Origin of the sequence: Acidovorax sp. Root275 (assembly GCF_001428965.1) — a bacterium.
Lineage (GTDB): Bacteria > Pseudomonadota > Gammaproteobacteria > Burkholderiales > Burkholderiaceae_C > Acidovorax > Acidovorax radicis.
Genome location: NZ_LMJH01000009.1, coordinates 43,434 through 59,607, shown reverse-complemented (window position 1 = coordinate 59,607; position 16,174 = coordinate 43,434). Strand labels below are relative to the sequence as shown.

The 16,174-nt window shown below is 65.5% G+C and carries 14 protein-coding genes; 10 read left to right on the top strand and 4 right to left on the bottom strand.

Annotation, left to right across the window (positions count from 1 at the left end; all coding sequences use genetic code 11):
- Nucleotides 1-35: 35 nt before the first annotated feature.
- The 3 genes from ASE52_RS15345 to ASE52_RS15335 all read right to left on the bottom strand — a co-directional run bounded on the left by ASE52_RS15345 (nt 36) and on the right by ASE52_RS15335 (nt 5,332).
- Nucleotides 36-2,963: an IPTL-CTERM sorting domain-containing protein gene (locus ASE52_RS15345; RefSeq protein ID WP_057227353.1), complete on the bottom strand. Its 2,928-nt coding sequence runs from the start codon at nt 2,961-2,963 to the stop codon at nt 36-38.
- A gap of 88 nt (nt 2,964-3,051) precedes the next feature.
- On the bottom strand, nt 3,052-3,996 hold the full coding sequence (locus ASE52_RS15340; RefSeq protein WP_057227351.1) for an AraC family transcriptional regulator: 945 nt from the start codon (nt 3,994-3,996) through the stop codon (nt 3,052-3,054).
- A gap of 247 nt (nt 3,997-4,243) precedes the next feature.
- On the bottom strand, nt 4,244-5,332 hold the full coding sequence (locus ASE52_RS15335; protein ID WP_057227349.1) for a hypothetical protein: 1,089 nt from the start codon (nt 5,330-5,332) through the stop codon (nt 4,244-4,246).
- 156 nt (nt 5,333-5,488) lie between these two features.
- Here ASE52_RS15335 and ASE52_RS15330 point away from each other — a divergent pair, with 156 nt between their 5' ends.
- The 5 genes from ASE52_RS15330 to pyk all read left to right on the top strand — a co-directional run bounded on the left by ASE52_RS15330 (nt 5,489) and on the right by pyk (nt 10,405).
- Nucleotides 5,489-5,881 (top strand): S-adenosylmethionine decarboxylase, encoded by a 393-nt coding sequence (locus ASE52_RS15330; RefSeq protein ID WP_057227347.1) that lies wholly within the window; start codon nt 5,489-5,491, stop codon nt 5,879-5,881.
- Nucleotides 5,878-6,663 (top strand): nucleotidyltransferase family protein, encoded by a 786-nt coding sequence (locus ASE52_RS15325; RefSeq protein WP_057227345.1) that lies wholly within the window; start codon nt 5,878-5,880, stop codon nt 6,661-6,663. Before ASE52_RS15330 ends, ASE52_RS15325 begins: the two co-directional genes overlap by 4 nt.
- Nucleotides 6,660-8,057 carry an aminopeptidase P N-terminal domain-containing protein gene (locus ASE52_RS15320; protein WP_057227343.1) on the top strand — a complete coding sequence of 466 codons (1,398 nt, stop codon included), beginning with the start codon at nt 6,660-6,662 and terminating at the stop codon, nt 8,055-8,057. Before ASE52_RS15325 ends, ASE52_RS15320 begins: the two co-directional genes overlap by 4 nt.
- Before the next feature lie 14 nt (nt 8,058-8,071).
- Complete coding sequence (locus ASE52_RS15315) at nt 8,072-8,857, top strand: CPBP family intramembrane glutamic endopeptidase (RefSeq protein WP_057228446.1); 786 nt, start codon at nt 8,072-8,074, stop codon at nt 8,855-8,857.
- 111 nt (nt 8,858-8,968) lie between these two features.
- Nucleotides 8,969-10,405: a pyruvate kinase gene (pyk, locus tag ASE52_RS15310; RefSeq protein ID WP_057227341.1), complete on the top strand. Its 1,437-nt coding sequence runs from the start codon at nt 8,969-8,971 to the stop codon at nt 10,403-10,405.
- Nucleotides 10,406-10,424: 19 nt separating this feature from the next.
- Here pyk and ASE52_RS15305 read toward each other — a convergent pair whose 3' ends face one another.
- Complete coding sequence (locus tag ASE52_RS15305; protein ID WP_057228444.1) at nt 10,425-11,177, bottom strand: phosphatase PAP2 family protein; 753 nt, start codon at nt 11,175-11,177, stop codon at nt 10,425-10,427.
- Nucleotides 11,178-11,256: 79 nt separating this feature from the next.
- Between ASE52_RS15305 and ASE52_RS15300 the strand changes: the two genes are divergently transcribed.
- The 5 genes from ASE52_RS15300 to ASE52_RS15280 all read left to right on the top strand — a co-directional run bounded on the left by ASE52_RS15300 (nt 11,257) and on the right by ASE52_RS15280 (nt 16,138).
- Nucleotides 11,257-11,961 (top strand): response regulator transcription factor, encoded by a 705-nt coding sequence (locus ASE52_RS15300; protein WP_029414129.1) that lies wholly within the window; start codon nt 11,257-11,259, stop codon nt 11,959-11,961.
- Complete coding sequence (locus ASE52_RS15295; protein ID WP_010464289.1) at nt 11,958-13,349, top strand: two-component sensor histidine kinase; 1,392 nt, start codon at nt 11,958-11,960, stop codon at nt 13,347-13,349. The genes ASE52_RS15300 and ASE52_RS15295 overlap by 4 nt, the downstream gene beginning before the upstream one ends.
- Nucleotides 13,350-13,428: 79 nt before the next feature.
- Nucleotides 13,429-14,493, top strand: coding sequence for a class II fructose-bisphosphate aldolase (gene fba / locus ASE52_RS15290; protein WP_057227339.1), 1,065 nt, complete (start codon nt 13,429-13,431; stop codon nt 14,491-14,493).
- 317 nt (nt 14,494-14,810) lie between these two features.
- On the top strand, nt 14,811-15,536 hold the full coding sequence (locus ASE52_RS15285; RefSeq protein WP_057227337.1) for a hypothetical protein: 726 nt from the start codon (nt 14,811-14,813) through the stop codon (nt 15,534-15,536).
- A 62-nt stretch (nt 15,537-15,598) separates the two neighbouring features.
- Nucleotides 15,599-16,138: a hypothetical protein gene (locus tag ASE52_RS15280; protein ID WP_057227335.1), complete on the top strand. Its 540-nt coding sequence runs from the start codon at nt 15,599-15,601 to the stop codon at nt 16,136-16,138.
- Nucleotides 16,139-16,174: the final 36 nt, after the last annotated feature.

The following is a 16,174-nucleotide window of genomic DNA, read 5'->3' as shown; positions in this document are numbered from 1 at the left end:
GCCATTTCTATAGAGGTAGAGCAGGCGTCAGCCAGTCATGGCAAGTCGTTCTTGACGCTGCCCGCAGTGCGCCCTGCGATCCTTGCTCGCACTGCGGGGCACAGTGGTGCCGAGCCGTCCATCAAAAAGCGCATGCGACGACTCTGAAGCAGCGCCATACCGGCCATCAGCACTGACAGCAGAATCAAGCCCCATTCAGACAATGTGGGAATGTTTTGCACACCACCCACCGCGCTGGGTACTGGCGTGACGGCAGCCGACGGAGGTGCTGATGCGTTGCCGCCTGCGGTGTTGGCGGTCACGGTGAAGGTGTACGCCGTGCCGTTGGTCAGGCCCGACACGGTGCACGAGGTGGCAGGTGCCTGCACGGTGCAACTCGCGCCGCCAGGTTGGGCGGTCACCGTGTACGACGTGGGCGGGGTGCCCCCCACGGGGGGTTGCCAGGACACCGTAACCCGGCCATCGCCAGGGGTGGCGCTGACATTGGTGGGCGCGTTGGGCGCTCCCCCGGCCAGCACGCGCAGGGTGACCGCATCGGATGCCATGCCGTTGGCGAACAGCGTGAGCTGATACAAGCCCGCAGTGACCCCCGACGGCATGGGGCGCCCAGTGAAGGTGGTGGCGTTGGAGTTCTCTGCTGCGAGCCAACGGACGTCCCCGTTGTCTACGCGCTGCATGCGCACCAGGGGTACGCTGGTGGCAGATTGACTGAAACCGCCGCCGCTGCCTTCGCTGTCGCCCGTAAAACGCAGTCCGCCCAATTGCAGCGCGGAGCCCTGCGCGACCTGTGCCGGCACCATCGTGATGCGCGGGCGACGCGCATCCGAAACACCCAGTTTTCCACCGTAGAGCAGCGCCGTGGCTGCGCCGTTGGCCAGACCGCCTGCGATCAGTACCTGTCCATTCGCCAGCACAGTCGCGGTGTGGTGGTTTCTCCCCTGGGGCAATGGGCCAGCAGTCTGCCAGGTTCCGGCACCTGGGTCGTAAACCTCCGCTGACCCTATGCCAGCCCCGTTGTACATACCGCCGGTGACCAGAACGCGGCCATCGCTCAGGAGCGTTGCCGTGTGGACAACGCGTTTTTGCTGTAGGTCGCTGGTGGGTTGCCAGGCATTCGTCGCGGGGTCAAATATTTCAGCGCTGTTCAGGTAGGTGAAGTTGGCTGTGCCTCCTGCCACCAAAACCCGGCCGTCCGATAGCAGCGTTGCCGTGTGCTGGCTCCGCGCACCTTGCATACTTGGGCCTGATGTCCAGGCACCCGTGCGGGGGATGTAGAACTCCACAGTAGTGGTGGTTTGTCCGTTCACGGCGTCTCCGCCTACCAGCATGACGCGTCCGTCGCGCAGCAGGGTCGCCGTGTGCCCATTGCGCGGTGTCAACATGGACCCTGCGGACAGCCATTGGTTGGTCGCTACGCTGTAAATTTCCGCCTCTCCCACACCGCCGTTGTTGGTTCCTCCTGCGACAAAAACGTCGCCACCTGGCAGCAAAGTGGACGTGTGCACATACCGTCCATGGGTGAGCGAAGGCGCAGTGGACCACCGATTGGAGATGGGGTCGTACAGTTCGACATCGTTGAGCGAATACGCGCCCCCCACCGCCAATACGCGGCCATCGGTCAGTAGGGTTTGCGTGTGGTACTGCCGTGCCTTTGCCATCGGTGCAGCCGCTTGAAATTGTCCACTGGCGATGTGGTAACGCAGCGTGGTGGCAGAGGGCTGGGCGTAACCACCGTTGGGAATGAGACCACCAGCGATAAGTACGGTGCCGTCGGGCAGTGCAGTGGCTTTGTGATAAGCCCGCAGCGCGGGCAGCGGGCCAGTCGTGGCGGGCGCCAGGGTATCTGCGCTAAACAACTCAGCGCTGTCGAGAGCCACGGCACCACCCTGGCCGCCGACCACGAGCACATCACCGGTATGCAGCACCAATGCGGTATGCATGCTGCGCGCTGCGGTCATGGGTGCAAAAACGTTGATCGAACCCGATGGTGGGTTGTAAATCTCAGCCGTGTCGATGGGTATCCCCCCCGCCTCGCCCCCGCTGAGCAGCACCCGTCCGTCGGGCAGCAGGGCCGCGGTGTGCCGTGTGCGAGAAGCGTTCAGCGTTGCCGATGGAGTCCACGTGTCGGCGGCGGGGTCGTACAGCAAGGTGCTGGCCAGCGCACCGCTTGCGTCATTGCCACCGGCTACAAACACCTTTCCATCGGGGAGCAGGGTCGCAGTGTGGTCAAAGCGAGGTGAGGGCAGCGCTGCCACGGAGGCCCACGTGCCGGTCGATGGGTTCCAGATTGCCACCGCTTTGGTGGAGGACTGGCCGTTGTCGATACCGCCGACCACGAGCACGCGTCCGTCATTCAGCAGCGTGGCTGTGTGCTGGCGCGCGCCTTGGCCCGGCATTTGTGCGATGGAACCCCAGCTCTGCGTCTCGGGGTCATAGATCTCCGCCGATCGCCGCGCTTCAGCGCCAGATTTCCCTCGGCCGCCGACGATGAGCACGCGCCCATCCTTGAGCAGCGTGGCGGTGTGGCACTCACGTTCTACGCCCAGGGAGCCTACCGTGGTGAACTGGCCCGTTTGTGAATCGAAGATTGCGGCCGATGTCTGCGAAACGTTTCCGTTGCTTCCGCCCGCAAGCAATACCGTACCGTTGCGCAGCAACGTTGCTGTGTGGCGAGAGCGGGCTCCGCTGGGCAGTGCCGGCCCGGCAGTCCATTTGCCGGTGCCCGTGTCATAGATCTGGGTGCTCGCGTTGGTGGCGCTGATGGCGCTGCCACTGCGCCCTCCGGCCACGAGCACGCGGCCATCATTCATCTCGGTGGCGGTGTGCTCATAGCGTGCGGTGGCGAAGCTGGCCACTGGTTGCCACCCTGCAGCGCTGGCCGCGGCCGCGCTGGTCACTCCCAGCCAAAGGGCGGCGGCCCTCAGCACGCGCCGCGTATTCGCGGCCAGTGCGGTATCTGTCATGCGAAATCCCTTCCAAAGAAAACAAAATGGGCCCGCTACGGGCCCGTGGTGAATTCTTTAGAAAAGAGGCCATGACGGCGACAGCCGTTCAGCGCAAATTCACAGCCGGCTGTTCGGTGGGGGCGTCGGCACCGGGCGTGACACCGCGCTCTCGCTTGTAGGCGCGCGCGAGGATCGCGCCTGTGGAATACCCCACGGCATCGGCCACTTGCTGCAAGGTGAGGCGCTGCTCTTTGAGCAAGCGCTCCGCCAGGTGCAGCCGCCACCGCGCCAGGTAGCGCATGGGCGGAAGCCCCGTCTGCGCCTGAAATCGCTGGGTGAACTGCGTTCTGCTCATGTGGCACAGCGCGGCCAGCGAGCTGGCTGTCCAGGGGTGAGCGCAGCGGGTATGAATGCTCTCCAACGCGACCAGAAGGCGCTCGTCCCGCAGGGTGCTGATGTCTCTGGCCGGGCTCTGCACCGCACGCCCAGGATCGTTCAACCACGCGAGCACCAGCCGCTGCAGGAGTGAATTCATGACATGCGTGAGCCCGACGCCATTGCCACCTCCTCGAATGTCGGCCATCCATGCGACCAGTTGCGTCATGGTGGGGAGCCAGGTCATCGCATCCGCCTTTGCCAATACGAGGACGGGCGGCAACGAGGCCATCAGCGGATGGGCTGAGAGATCAGAGCGCCAGTAGAAACTGCCGCTCCAGCGCTCGTCCGCCGATGGTGGTGTGTTTGCCGCGTGCCCTATCACGATGTCAAAGGATTTGCCGCGTCGCTTTAAACCCTGGCCCACCAGGTCAGAAAATTGCTGCAGTGGTGCACGCTCATCGGTATAGATGCGGTGGCGCCCTGCGTGCGGCAAAAACACGACGTCTCCTGCATTCAGGGCCAGCGGGGCGTTGTTCTCCCAGCACAGCTGGCAACCCTCGCTACCCACGATGTACAGCGGCGAGCGGCTGCGGCTGGTGATCTCCACGTGAAGAGGCGAGTCACATTGAAACTGAAAATGCAGAAAGGGTTCGAACGTGAGGCTGTTGACCATCGCCTCATGGGATCGGTTCGTGGGCGCCAAGGCTGGGCGTGCCTGGTCGGTGACGTTGTGGGTCGGATTGCCGACGATGGGGGCGGGGGATTCTGCACGCGCCTGAAGGGGCCATGCGGCATCTCTCATGGGGGCTCCGTTGAATAGGGTTGGGTGCGTGCATGCACCCCAGGGAGCGCGATTGTGTGGGGCGGTGGCGGTGTGTACCAGTCCCCCGGGGGGGAATGGCGTTGCGACCCAACTGCTGCTAGTGCTGCTGCAGAATCCGGCCCAGGCTCTCCCAGTCGGCGGCGCCGGTGACTTCGAAGATGGCCCGCAGATGCTTCTTGAGCGCCGCCGCGCCTACGCCTGTACGTTCCATGCACTCGCTGCGCGCGTGGCCGATACCCGCCAATAGTGCGATTTCGCGTTGCAACGGACTGAGTGGCAAAGCAAGGACGCGACGCACCACATCAATGCAGCGGGAGTGCTCCAGTTGAAGCGTCAGCATGACCTGGCCGGGCCCCCCTGCCAGAGAGTGCAGTTCGTGCGCTTTGGCCACCAGCCAGCCGTGTGGAACGGGCACGCGCGATGTGCCCTCCTGTGGCAAGCCCAAACGCTGCAACAGATCCTGCGGAAAATTTTTCGGCCGGCTTGATCGCGAGTCATCGCGCACACCCAGTCCGGCCAGATTGGCTTGACGCAGCAGCTCGGTGGCGGCCGCATCCATCAGCAGGGGGCGCTGATCGGCAGCATCCAGCAGGATATGGCCTGTGGCACCGAACCGCCCGGTTTCCCAGCGGGTGATGAGCGAGGTGGGCTGAAAAGCCCGTGACAGGCTCATGCAGGCACGCTCCAGCATCCTGGCCTGGGCATCGCTAAAGCCGGGGCCAGGCTCCAGAAACAGCGCCGCAATGGCGCGTGTGCGGCCCTCCACCTCGACGCGAAGATCCAGCGTATGTTGGTGGCCGCTGGCGCGCACCAGAAGGTTGTAGCTGTTGGACCGAAAGTACCTTGCCCCCGGGGCCAGGAGCCGACCGACCCGAGGGCCGTCGGTCTGGGCAAGTTCCAGCACGTTCGTTTCCCCGGGCCCGTTGAACAGACGCAGGTATTCGTTGAGAAACAGATCCTGCGTGGATGCGGGTGAGTCCTCGTGGTGGAACCCGGCAGGAAGGCCGTCTTCGTCCAGCCAGAAAAGCGCAGCGGCATCGGCCCCGACCAGCGTGCGCAACACCGCGCAGACGTCAGGTGCGACCGGCGCAAGCCCCAGACCCAGGTCGCAGAGCATGTCGAGCTGTTGCCAGAGCCGCTGCTGCGAGGCGACGGTTTTGGGAGTGCTGATGGCCTGCGGGCGCATTGGGTTGGGATCTGTGCAACGGCTAAGCGGGCATTATCGACAGCCCGAAACCGGTTGGCGCGATCCGGTTGGCAGAAAATCGAAGCTCTTTGTGCGGTTGCGAGCTTGTGCCAACCCGGCCGCGTCCCGCCCGCCGATGCACTACAGTGCACCCCCATGCACGGATTGCACCTCACTGCCGACCTTCATGGCTGCCGATGCGCGCCCCATTGGCTGCTGGACGCGGACGCACTGGGCCGCGCCTGCACCGAGGCGGTGCAGGCATCGGGGCTGCAGGCGGTCGCCCAGCTTGTTCATGCGTTTCCTTCCACGGAGCATGGGCCCGGAGGAGTCACTGCCACGGTGTTGTTGGCGGAATCCCACTTGTGTGTCCACACGTGGCCCGAGCAGCGGGCGGTCACCCTCGACGTCTATGTCTGCAATTTTGGTGCGGACCACTCGGGCAAAGCGCACGCGCTGATGAATGCTTTACTGGTACTTTTTGACCCTGTTGCCGCCGAGCGCCACGCGCTGCAACGCGGCGCCGTTGTCCAAGAGCGTACGCCATGAACCCTGCGGTACACGCATCTTCCCAAGTCCCCGCATTGCTGCTGGCCGCAGGCCGTGGCGAGCGCATGCGCCCGCTGACCGACACCACCCCCAAGCCCCTGCTGCAGGTGCAGGGCCAGCCGCTGCTGCAGTGGCACCTGGCGGCGCTGCAGGAGGCGGGTGTGGAGCAGGTGGTGATCAACACCGCGTGGCTGGGGGCGCAGATCAGCGATCAATTTTCAAGTGATTTTGGCCTCCAGCGCTTGATAGGTAGGCGCAAGCAGCTATCAATTTCATACTCACACGAGGGTGTGGACTTTGGCGGCGCACTGGAAACCGCCGGCGGCATCGCCCGCGCGTTGCCCCAGCTCGGCCCCGTGTTCTGGCTGGCCGCGGGTGATGTGTTTGCGCCCGACTTCGTGTTCGACAGCGCCGCCGTGTCGGCCTTTGAAGCCAGCCACCACCTGGCCCACCTGTGGCTGGTGCCCAACCCGGCCCACAACCCGCGCGGTGACTTTGGCCTGTCGGCCGACGGGCTGGCGCTGAACCTACCCGCCGACGACCCCGCGCCCCGCTACACCTACAGCACCATCGCCCTGCTGCGCGCCGATCTGTTCGCGGCGCCCTGGTGCGACATTCCGCCGGGCAACCCAGGGGGCATCAAAGCCCCGCTGGCACCGCTGCTTCGCCGTGCGATGGACAATGGTCGCGTCAGCGCGCAGCTCTACACCGGCCGCTGGACCGATGTGGGCACGCCCGAACGGCTGGCCGAACTCAACACCCTTTCCTGCGACGCTTCATGAACACCACCGTGCCTGCTTCCGTCTACGCCCAGCGCCGCGCGCACCTGGCTGCCCAGTTGGGCTCCGGGGGCATCGCCATCGTCCCCACGGCGTTGGAGCGCCCGCGCAACCGGGATAGCGACTTTCTGTTTCGCCACGACAGCTACTTCTATTACCTGACCGGTTTCACCGAGCCCGGCGCCTGCCTGGTGTTGGCCCAGAATGGCCGCAGCACGCTGTTTTGCCAGCCCAAGGACCTGGAGCGCGAAATCTGGGATGGCTACCGCCTCGGCCCGGCCGCTGCGCCCGCCGCGTTGGGCGTGGACGCCGCGCATTCGATGGCCGAACTGGACAGCAAGCTGCCGCGCCTGCTCGAAAACACGGGCTGCGTCTGGTACCCGTTCGCCACGCACAGCGGTCTGGCCGCCCGCGTGGAGGGCTGGCTCAATGTGGTGCGGGGGCGCGTGCGCTATGGCGCCATCTGTCCCGCCGAGCAGAACGATTTGTGCACTTTGCTTGATGAGATGCGCCTGTTCAAGGACGCGCACGAGCAGGACATCATGCGCCGCGCCAGCGCCATCAGCGCGCAGGCCCATATCCGCGCCATGCAGCGCTCGGCCCGCATGCTGCGCGCCGGGGAGGATGTGCGCGAATACCACCTCGATGCCGAGCTGCTGCATGCGTTCCGCGACGCGGGCTCGCAGTACCCGGCCTACAGCTCCATCGTGGCGGCGGGCGCGAATGCCTGTGTGCTGCACTACCGGGCCGATACCGCACCGGTGCGTGATGGCGAGCTGGTGCTGATCGACGCGGGTTGCGAGCTGGACAGCTACGCCAGCGACATCACGCGCACCTTCCCCGCCAACGGAAAATTCACGGGCCCACAGCGTGCGCTGTACGACCTGGTGCTGGCCAGCCAGGACGCGGCCGTGGCTGCCACCAAGGCGGGTGCCCGCTTCAACGACCCGCACGACGCCACGGTGGCCGTGCTGGCGCAGGGCATGCTGGACCTGGGCCTGCTCGACAAGAATAAGGTGGGGTCGGCGCAGGACGTGATCGACAAGCGTGCCTACTTCCAGTTCTACATGCACCGCACCAGTCACTGGCTGGGCATGGACGTGCATGACTGCGGCAGCTATGTGGAGCCCGGCGAAGTCGGCCAGGTGAGTGAGCGCAAGGACCCGCTCTCGGGCGAGACCATCACCAACCGCCCCAGCCGTGTGCTGCGCCCGGGCATGGTTCTGACCATCGAGCCCGGCATCTATGTGCGTCCCGCCGATGGCGTGCCTGAGCAGTTCCACAACATCGGCATCCGCATTGAAGACGATGCCATCGTCACGGACACGGGCTGCGAGCTGATCACGCGTGGCGTGCCCGTGAAGGCCGACGAGATCGAAGCGCTGATGCGCGCCTGAGCGTGGGCAAACCCATGGCCGTGGACAACGCTGTGTTGGCGGAATCGGCGGGTGCCCAGGGGCAACCCGCGAAGTGGCGACTGGGCGGTGCGCTGTGGTTGTTGGGCATGCCTGGCGTAGTGGCGGTGGTGTGGGCGCTGCTCCCGCCCTTGAGGGCCAACGAGGCCCTGCTGCCGTTGCCGCTCTGGGCTGTGGTGCTGCTCAGCGGGCTGCAAACGGCCGTGCTGCTGGCGCTGGCCGTGGCAATAGGTGCGTGGCTGGCGCCCCGCGTGGGCCTGCAGACGCCCGCTGTGTCTTCCTGGCTGGCCGGCAGGCCCATCGGCCCTGCGCTGCGTGCCCAGTCCCTGCCCGGCGTGTTGGGCGGTGTGGCGGGTGCTGCGTGGCTGTGGGCGCTGTCCCAGGTGGCGCCCGCGGCGCTCCAGCCTTCGGACCCCGCCAGTGCCATGCCCCTGCTGGTCAAGCTGCTGTATGGCGGCATCACCGAAGAATTGTTGGTGCGCTGGGGCGTGATGACCCTGCTGTTGTGGCTGGGCTGGCGGGTGTGGCAGCGCGGGCAGGGCCAGCCGGGCTGGGGGCTTGTGGCTGTGGCGGTGCTGTTCAGTGCCCTGCTGTTTGCACTGGGGCATCTGCCTGCTGCCCAGGCGCTGGCCGGGGTGTTGACCTGGCCCGTCGTGGTGTTCGTGCTGGTGGGCAATACGGCCTTTGGCCTGGTGGCGGGCTGGCTCTATGCGCGCCATGGTCTGGAGGCGGCAATCGTTGCCCATGTACTGGCGCATCTGTTGTCGTACCCGTTGCTCTGATGGGCCCCGGGCCACAGGGCGGATGCAAGGGGTAACTCGCATGTAACCGCTTCGTGTGAGAATTGAAACTCGATTACATCCACCAGACAAACGAGAGAAAGAGACAAACCCATGCCTACCCGCCGCGCCACCAAGATTGTTGCCACCCTGGGCCCCGCATCCAGCGACCCGGCACTGCTGGAGGCCATGATCCGAGCGGGGGTGAATGTGGTGCGGCTGAACTTCAGCCACGGCAAGGCGCAGGACCATATCGACCGCGCTGCCACCGTGCGTGCCGCCGCGCAGCGCGCAGGCCGCGAAGTGGCCATCATGGCCGACCTGCAGGGCCCCAAGATCCGCGTGGGCAAGTTTGCCGAAGGCAAGGTGCAGCTGGAGTCGGGCGCCAAGTTTGTGCTCGATGCATCGCGCACCGAGCTGGGTGACATCGAAGGTGTGGGGCTGGACTACAAGGAGCTGCCGCGCGACGTGAAGGCGGGCGACCTGCTGCTGCTCAATGACGGGCTGATCGTGCTCACCGTCGATGCGGTGCGGGGCGAAGAGGTGCACACCACGGTCAAGGTGGGCGGCGAGCTGTCCAACAACAAGGGCATCAACAAGAAGGGCGGGGGCCTCACGGCACCGGCCCTCACGGCCAAGGACATGGAAGACATCCGTACGGCGATGAGCTTCCAGGCCGACTATGTGGCGGTGAGCTTTCCCAAGAACGCGACCGACATGGAAATGGCGCGCCAGCTGTGCAATGTGGCCGCGTCCGAGTACCGTCACAAGCCGGGCCTGATCGCCAAGATCGAGCGGGCCGAGGCCATCCCCCACCTGGAAGCCATCCTGCGCGTGAGCGACGGCATCATGGTGGCGCGCGGCGACCTGGCGGTGGAAGTGGGCAACGCGGCCGTGCCCGCGCTGCAAAAGAAGATGATCCGCATGGCGCGCGAGCTGGACAAGGTCGTCATCACCGCCACGCAGATGATGGAAAGCATGATCACCAACCCCGTGCCCACGCGCGCCGAGGTGAGTGATGTGGCCAATGCCGTGCTGGATGGCACCGATGCCGTGATGCTGAGCGCCGAGACGGCCGCGGGCCGCTACCCGCTGGAGACGGTGGAAGAAATGGCCACCATCTGCGCTGCGGCCGAGGCGGCGGAGGACCATCAGTTGGACGCCGACTTCACCGGCCAGACCTTTGGCCGGATCGACCAGTCCATCGCCATGGGCGCGCTGTTCACGGCCCACCACCTGGGTGCCAAGGCCATCGTGGCCATGACCGACAGCGGTGCCACGGCCCTGTGGATGAGCCGACACAGCATCCGCATCCCTATCTATGCGCTCACGCCCAAGGTGACCACGCAGCGCAAGATGGCCATGTACCGCAACGTGCGCCCCCTGCTCATGGACACCAGTGCTGACCGCGATACGGCCCTTGAGCAGGCCGAGCGCCACCTCAAGAACCGCAACATCGTGCAAAAGGGCGATGTCTACGCCATCACCTGCGGCGAACCCATGGGTGCGCCGGGCGGGACCAATATGCTGAAGATCTGCGTGGCGAGCTGAAAAGCCAGGCGCTGAGCAATCAGCTGGCGGCCCGGGGGGGGTCGTCGGCCGCTGTGGCGGCTGCGGAGAGGGCGGCCAGGCGTGGGCGCAGGGCCGAAGCGCCCAGGTCGCACAGCCAACCCACCGTCCAGCACAGCCACCCTGTCCACAGGGTGTGGCTCATGAAGTGTGCGCCCCGCGCCTGCTGGGCGCCGCCCAGAACCAAGCCTGCCAGCAGTGCGCCTGCCAGCCACCATCGCGCGGCAGCAGGTGCTTTGTGGCGCAGCGCGAAGTAGCCCCCCACAAAAGCAAAGCCCGCTGAGGCATGGCCCGCCGGGAAGCACCGCCCGCCGCCGCCGTCGATCACCCCCAGCGCCCAATGGGAGGCATAGCGCGCCACGCCACCGAACTCCGCCAGGTCCCAGGGGCAGCTGGTGGTGCTCAGGTTCTTGACCACGCTCACTGCCGCAAGTGCCAGCAGGGCACTGAGGGCCATCTGCAGCCGCTCGCCCGCATCCAGGCGCCGCAGCACGCCCCGGGGCCACCACACCCCCAGCGTGAGCAGTAGCACCAGCAGCCACCCCAGTCGGCGGCCGCCTTCATGGAGCACCTGCACGAAGAACCATTGTTCCCGCAGCGGGAACCCCGTGGCAGAGCCAAACGCCTGGGCCAGGGGGATGTCCTGTCCCCCGGCGTCCCAGGCCACCACGGCGGCCAGGATACCCAGCGTCCAAAGGAGCAAAGTACGGTGGCGGGCGGCGAAACGACGGGGCTGGGAAGGCGGGGACAACATCCCACGGACCATAGGGTGCCCCACTTAACACTGTCTTAATGACCCTCCGCAGGGTGCACCGCGCGGCGACAATGGCTGCATGCGAATACTCGTGGTCGAAGACGATGCCGGCATTGCCGCAGGCCTGCGTACCAACCTCCAGCAGCGTGGCTATGCGGTGGATGTGTGCGATGGCGTAGCCAGTGCCTGGGGTGCGCTGCGCGTGGAGCGTTTTGATGCCGTGTTGCTGGACCTGGGGCTGGCCGATGGCGATGGCGGCGAGCTGCTCAGGCGGTTGCGCCTGAGCCCGGCGCCTGGGGCCGGGGCTCCGCAGATGTTGCCCGATCCCTCCACTCCCGTGCTGATCGTCACCGCCCGTGACCAGGTGCACCAACGCATTGCGGGGCTGGACCAGGGGGCGGATGACTACCTGGCCAAGCCCTTCGACATCGATGAACTGGATGCACGCTTGCGCGCCCTGTTGCGCCGGGCCGCCGGCCGGGCGTCTCCCACCCTCCGCTACACAGACATCGAGATGGACCCTGCGGCGCGAACCGTCCACCAGGGCGGCAAGCTGGTAGAGATGTCGCCCCGGGAGTTTTCGGTGCTGCTGGTGCTGCTGGAGGCCCGGGGGCGTGTGCTCTCGCGCCAGCAGATCGAAGAGCGCCTGTACAGCTGGGATGCCGCCATTGAGAGCAACGCGGTGGAGGTCCATATCCACCACCTGCGCCGCAAACTGGGCAGTGCGTGCATCCAGACCATGCGGGGCGTGGGCTATTTCATGCCCCAGGAGCCCTCGGCATGAGCGCCTCTGCAGCGACTCCTGTCGCGCGCGCCCGCCGGCCGTCGCTGACGCGCCAGCTGCTGTTGTGGTGCCTCGGGGCGCTGGCACTGGTGTGGGGAAGTTTCGTGTTCATTGGCTACCAGACAGGGGTACACGAGGCGGATGAACTGACCGACGGGCACCTGGCCAGTGTGGCTGCCCTGCTGCTGAACCTGCGCGCGACCGAGGCCACCGAAGGGCCGCAGGTCACGCAGCGCGCGGCCACACCCTGGCTCAAGTCGCACGACTACCAGCAGTCCCTCAGCGTGGTCCAGTGGGACGCGCAGGGTCGCATGCTCCATCACAGCGGTACGGCGCCAGCACCTGCCTTCGGCGATGTCGAGGGATTCGCCAACATGGCGCTGGGGCCGGACGAGGCGGTATGGCGCAGCTTTTCGCAGTGGGATGCCGCGCGGGCGCGCAAGATCATGGTGCTGCTGGAGTTGCGCGAGCGCGACGAGCTTGCCCAGGACATTGCCGAGCAGATGATCGAGCCTGGCCTCTGGCTGCTTCCCGTCGTGTCGCTCGCCCTGGGCCTGGCCCTGTGGCGGGGCTTGCGGCCGCTGTATGCCTTGTCGGCAGACGTCGCGGCACTCGACCCTGCCAGCGCGCCACGCCTGGCCTCGCGCCATGCCTGGAGCGAGTTCGAGTCGGTGGTCGCGTCCATCAACACCCTGCTGGACCGTCAGCAGGCCGCGCTGGTGCGCGAACGCAGGTTGGCCAACGAAGTCGCGCACGAATTGCGCACGCCCCTGTCATCCATTGCCCTGCAGGCCAGTGCCTTGGGCGGAGAGCTGGATTCCGCCGCAAGGGCGCAGGCCATTGCCCGCATTGGCCAGGACGCCTTGCGGGCTGGCCATGTGCTCAACCAGCTGCTGGCCCTGGCGCGCGCCAGCCGGGCGGAACTGCACGAGGCCAAGGCACCGGTGGACCTGTGTGCCGTGGCCCGCCAAGTGTGTGTTGACTATGCGCAGGCTGCCTGGCAGCGGGGGGATGACATCGCCCTGTCGGCGCCACCGGAGCTTTGGGTGTCTGGGCACGTGTTGCTGCTGGACATCGCGGCGCGCAATTTGGTGGAAAACGCGCTCAAGCACACGCCGGAGGGCACGCACATCGCGGTGCAGGTGGGTGCTACTGAGGGAGCGGGTGTTTGGCTGCAGGTGTGTGATGACGGCGCCAGGCGCCATGGCGACCTGCCCGCCACTGCGGGTGCGAGAAGTCCCACTGACAGCCTGCACCTGGGCCACGAAATCCTGCGGCGGGTGGCAGACATCCATGGCGGTAATTTCGGTCCAGCACCTGCCGCCCAGCCCTTTACCACCTGTTTTCGGTTGGATTTGCCCCCTTCGGCGGTCACGCCCCCCGGTTAAAATCGCGAGTTACCAAGCGGTTACCACCGCAATGACCGGCTTACAGCGCCTTCTCCAACCCTCAACGGACCCTACGACCATGCCCCTCGTTTCGATGCGCGAACTGCTCGACCATGCCGCAGCCAACAGCTATGGCATCCCTGCCTTCAACGTCAACAACCTGGAGCAGGTCCAGGCCGTGATGGCCGCTGCCGACGAAGTGGGCGCCCCGGTCATCCTGCAGGCCAGCGCCGGAGCACGCAAGTACGCTGGCGAGCCTTTCATCAAGCACCTGATCCAGGCCGCCGTCGAAGCCTTCCCGCACATCCCGCTGGTGATGCACCAGGACCACGGAACCTCGCCCAAGATTTGCCAGGGCGCCATCGACCTGGGCTTTGGCTCGGTGATGATGGATGGCTCGCTGATGGAAGACGGCAAGACGCCCTCGTCGTTCGACTACAACGTCGAAGTGACCCGCAAGGTGGTCGACATGGCACACAAGGTGGGGGTTACCGTTGAAGGCGAACTCGGCTGCCTGGGGAACCTCGAAACCGGTGAAGCCGGCGAGGAAGACGGTATTGGCGCCGATGTGAAGCTCGACCACAGCCAGATGCTCACCGACCCCGAAGAGGCCGCCGTGTTCGTGAAGGCCACGCAACTGGACGCCCTGGCGATTGCCATTGGCACCAGCCACGGCGCCTACAAGTTCAGCCGCAAGCCCACGGGCGACATCCTGGCCATCAGCCGCGTCAAGGAAATCCACCAGCGCATTCCCAACACCCACCTGGTGATGCATGGTTCGTCGTCGGTGCCTGCCGAGCTGCTGGCCATCATCAACCAGTACGGCGGCAAGATGAAGGAAACCTACGGCGTGCCGGTCGAGGAGATCCAGGAAGCCATCAAGCACGGCGTGCGCAAGATCAACATCGACACCGACATCCGCCTGGCCATGACCGGCGCGGTGCGCAAGTTCCTGTTTGAAAACCCCGACAAGTTCGACGCGCGCGAGTGGCTCAAGCCTGCACGCGAAGCCGCCAAGCAGGTCTGCAAGCAGCGTTACCTGGAATTCGGCTGCGAAGGCCAGGGCAGCAAGATCAAGGGGCTGAGCCTTCAGGCTGTGGCGGCCCAGTACGCGGCGGGTACGCTGGCCCAAGTGGTGAACTGACCGTTGGCACAAGGCCCTGCAGGGCCGCCCGATCGGCCTGGCTGCGTTGCGCAGCCAGGCTTTTTTTTGCCCCGATACGAGATGGACTGGGGAGTTCCCCCTACATCAGACAAAGGCGACAGCGGCAAGATTTTCTTCATGTAAGCTCGCGGTCAGCTTGCCCACCGGCAGCGCCGTAAGAAGTGTCCGATACCAGGGCGCTTTCAACACATTTCTCACCAGTTACACCGAGCTGGTTGTTGCATGGCAGAAGCCGTCGATGGACGGACTCGGGTGCCGTGGGATGATTGAAGGCGAATTCGTATGAACCTTTCTCTATGACTCTGACTATTTCGAAGTTTCGGCGCTTGTTGCCTGTATTTGCCGTGGCGGTGTTGACGGTGGCGTGTGCGCCCCTGACCGTTCCTCCAAAGGCCGAATATCCAGTCGGGCGCGCCCGTCTGGTGTTGCCGCCAGGGGCGTGGCAAGACCTGGGTACCTCCGATGAAGCCATTGCGGGCCCCGGAGGCCGTACCTCGCTGCAAACCCGTGACGTGGGGCTGCGTGGTGCGAAAGGTGAATGGCTGGCTGCGCTGCGTGTGCAGACCAACCGCACGGGCGACTTGCGGGGGTCTCCGCAAGGGGGGGGGTACTGTCCGGCGCAACAGGACGTCATCGTGAAGGATCCCGCCGATGGCAGCCCTGTGCGGGCCGATTGCCTGCGCTTCAAGCTTTGGGCGAGCAGCCCCAAGTGGCTCGAAAAGAACCGGCCCGATCTTGTCCAATGGATGGCCAGCCGCCAGATCGCGCTGAACGCCCCCTATTCGCATGTGGGCTACCGCTACGTCACCGAAGCGGGTGTCTGGGTGGTGGTGGATGCCCTGGTGGACCAGCGGCTGATCAGCGTCCGGCCGCGCAACAACGAAGAGTTCCTGGTCGCAGGCCTGCCCTTCCAGCAATGGGCCCATGACCTGGCCCAGGCTGTGCGCCTGAGCGCCGGCATGGTGGACGGCCACCTGGCCATTCCGCCTTTCCCGTTTGCCGAAGCCGCATCCCGGAAATGAGCGGTGCAAACAGATAACAAAACAACAAAACTACAAGACAACACAAGAGAGGGAGATTCACCATGGGCGTGATCCTGCAAATCCTGGGGCTCATCATCACTTTCACGATGGCGATGGAAGCTCTGCGCCGTTTTGGCATTGACGTAGGCTGGCTCAATCCGCTGGCCTTTTTCCGCCGCCGTGCCTGGTCCAGGAAGGTCACAACGCCGCCGCTCTACACGCTGGAGCACCCTGTGGATGTGGTGGCTGTGATGGCGTTGGCCATGGTGCAGGCGACTGGCGCCGTGACCGTGGAGCAGAAAGAGGGCGTTCTGGCCCTGCTTCGCCAACATCTGGGTCTGGGCGATTCCGATGCGAACAACCTCTGGGTTGCCAGTTCCCACATGCTGCGCAACCGCCCGTTGGCACCCAGCGAAGTGCCTGCTGTGCTGGAGCGCAGCTTAGAAAAATTCACCGATTACCACGTGCTGACCCTGCGTTCCGTGATGCAGGGCGCAGCGCTGATCGTGCCTCCAGCCAGCGCAGAGCAGCAGCAGCTCCTGGATGCCGTGGAGGCCTGCTTTGCCAAGAAGCAGGCCGCCGCACGCCCCTGGGCGGGCTGACGCAGCGGCAGACACGCCGGCCCCAACGATTCCACA

Coding starts and splice junctions, on each gene's coding strand:
- ASE52_RS15345 (WP_057227353.1), bottom strand. CDS start 2,963: ATGACAGATACCGCACTGGCCGCGAATACGCGGCGCGTGCTGAGGGCC.
- ASE52_RS15340 (WP_057227351.1), bottom strand. CDS start 3,996: ATGGTCAACAGCCTCACGTTCGAACCCTTTCTGCATTTTCAGTTTCAA.
- ASE52_RS15335 (WP_057227349.1), bottom strand. CDS start 5,332: ATGCGCCCGCAGGCCATCAGCACTCCCAAAACCGTCGCCTCGCAGCAG.
- ASE52_RS15330 (WP_057227347.1), top strand. CDS start 5,489: ATGCACGGATTGCACCTCACTGCCGACCTTCATGGCTGCCGATGCGCG.
- ASE52_RS15325 (WP_057227345.1), top strand. CDS start 5,878: ATGAACCCTGCGGTACACGCATCTTCCCAAGTCCCCGCATTGCTGCTG.
- ASE52_RS15320 (WP_057227343.1), top strand. CDS start 6,660: ATGAACACCACCGTGCCTGCTTCCGTCTACGCCCAGCGCCGCGCGCAC.
- ASE52_RS15315 (WP_057228446.1), top strand. CDS start 8,072: ATGGCCGTGGACAACGCTGTGTTGGCGGAATCGGCGGGTGCCCAGGGG.
- pyk (WP_057227341.1), top strand. CDS start 8,969: ATGCCTACCCGCCGCGCCACCAAGATTGTTGCCACCCTGGGCCCCGCA.
- ASE52_RS15305 (WP_057228444.1), bottom strand. CDS start 11,177: ATGTTGTCCCCGCCTTCCCAGCCCCGTCGTTTCGCCGCCCGCCACCGT.
- ASE52_RS15300 (WP_029414129.1), top strand. CDS start 11,257: ATGCGAATACTCGTGGTCGAAGACGATGCCGGCATTGCCGCAGGCCTG.
- ASE52_RS15295 (WP_010464289.1), top strand. CDS start 11,958: ATGAGCGCCTCTGCAGCGACTCCTGTCGCGCGCGCCCGCCGGCCGTCG.
- fba (WP_057227339.1), top strand. CDS start 13,429: ATGCCCCTCGTTTCGATGCGCGAACTGCTCGACCATGCCGCAGCCAAC.
- ASE52_RS15285 (WP_057227337.1), top strand. CDS start 14,811: ATGACTCTGACTATTTCGAAGTTTCGGCGCTTGTTGCCTGTATTTGCC.
- ASE52_RS15280 (WP_057227335.1), top strand. CDS start 15,599: ATGGGCGTGATCCTGCAAATCCTGGGGCTCATCATCACTTTCACGATG.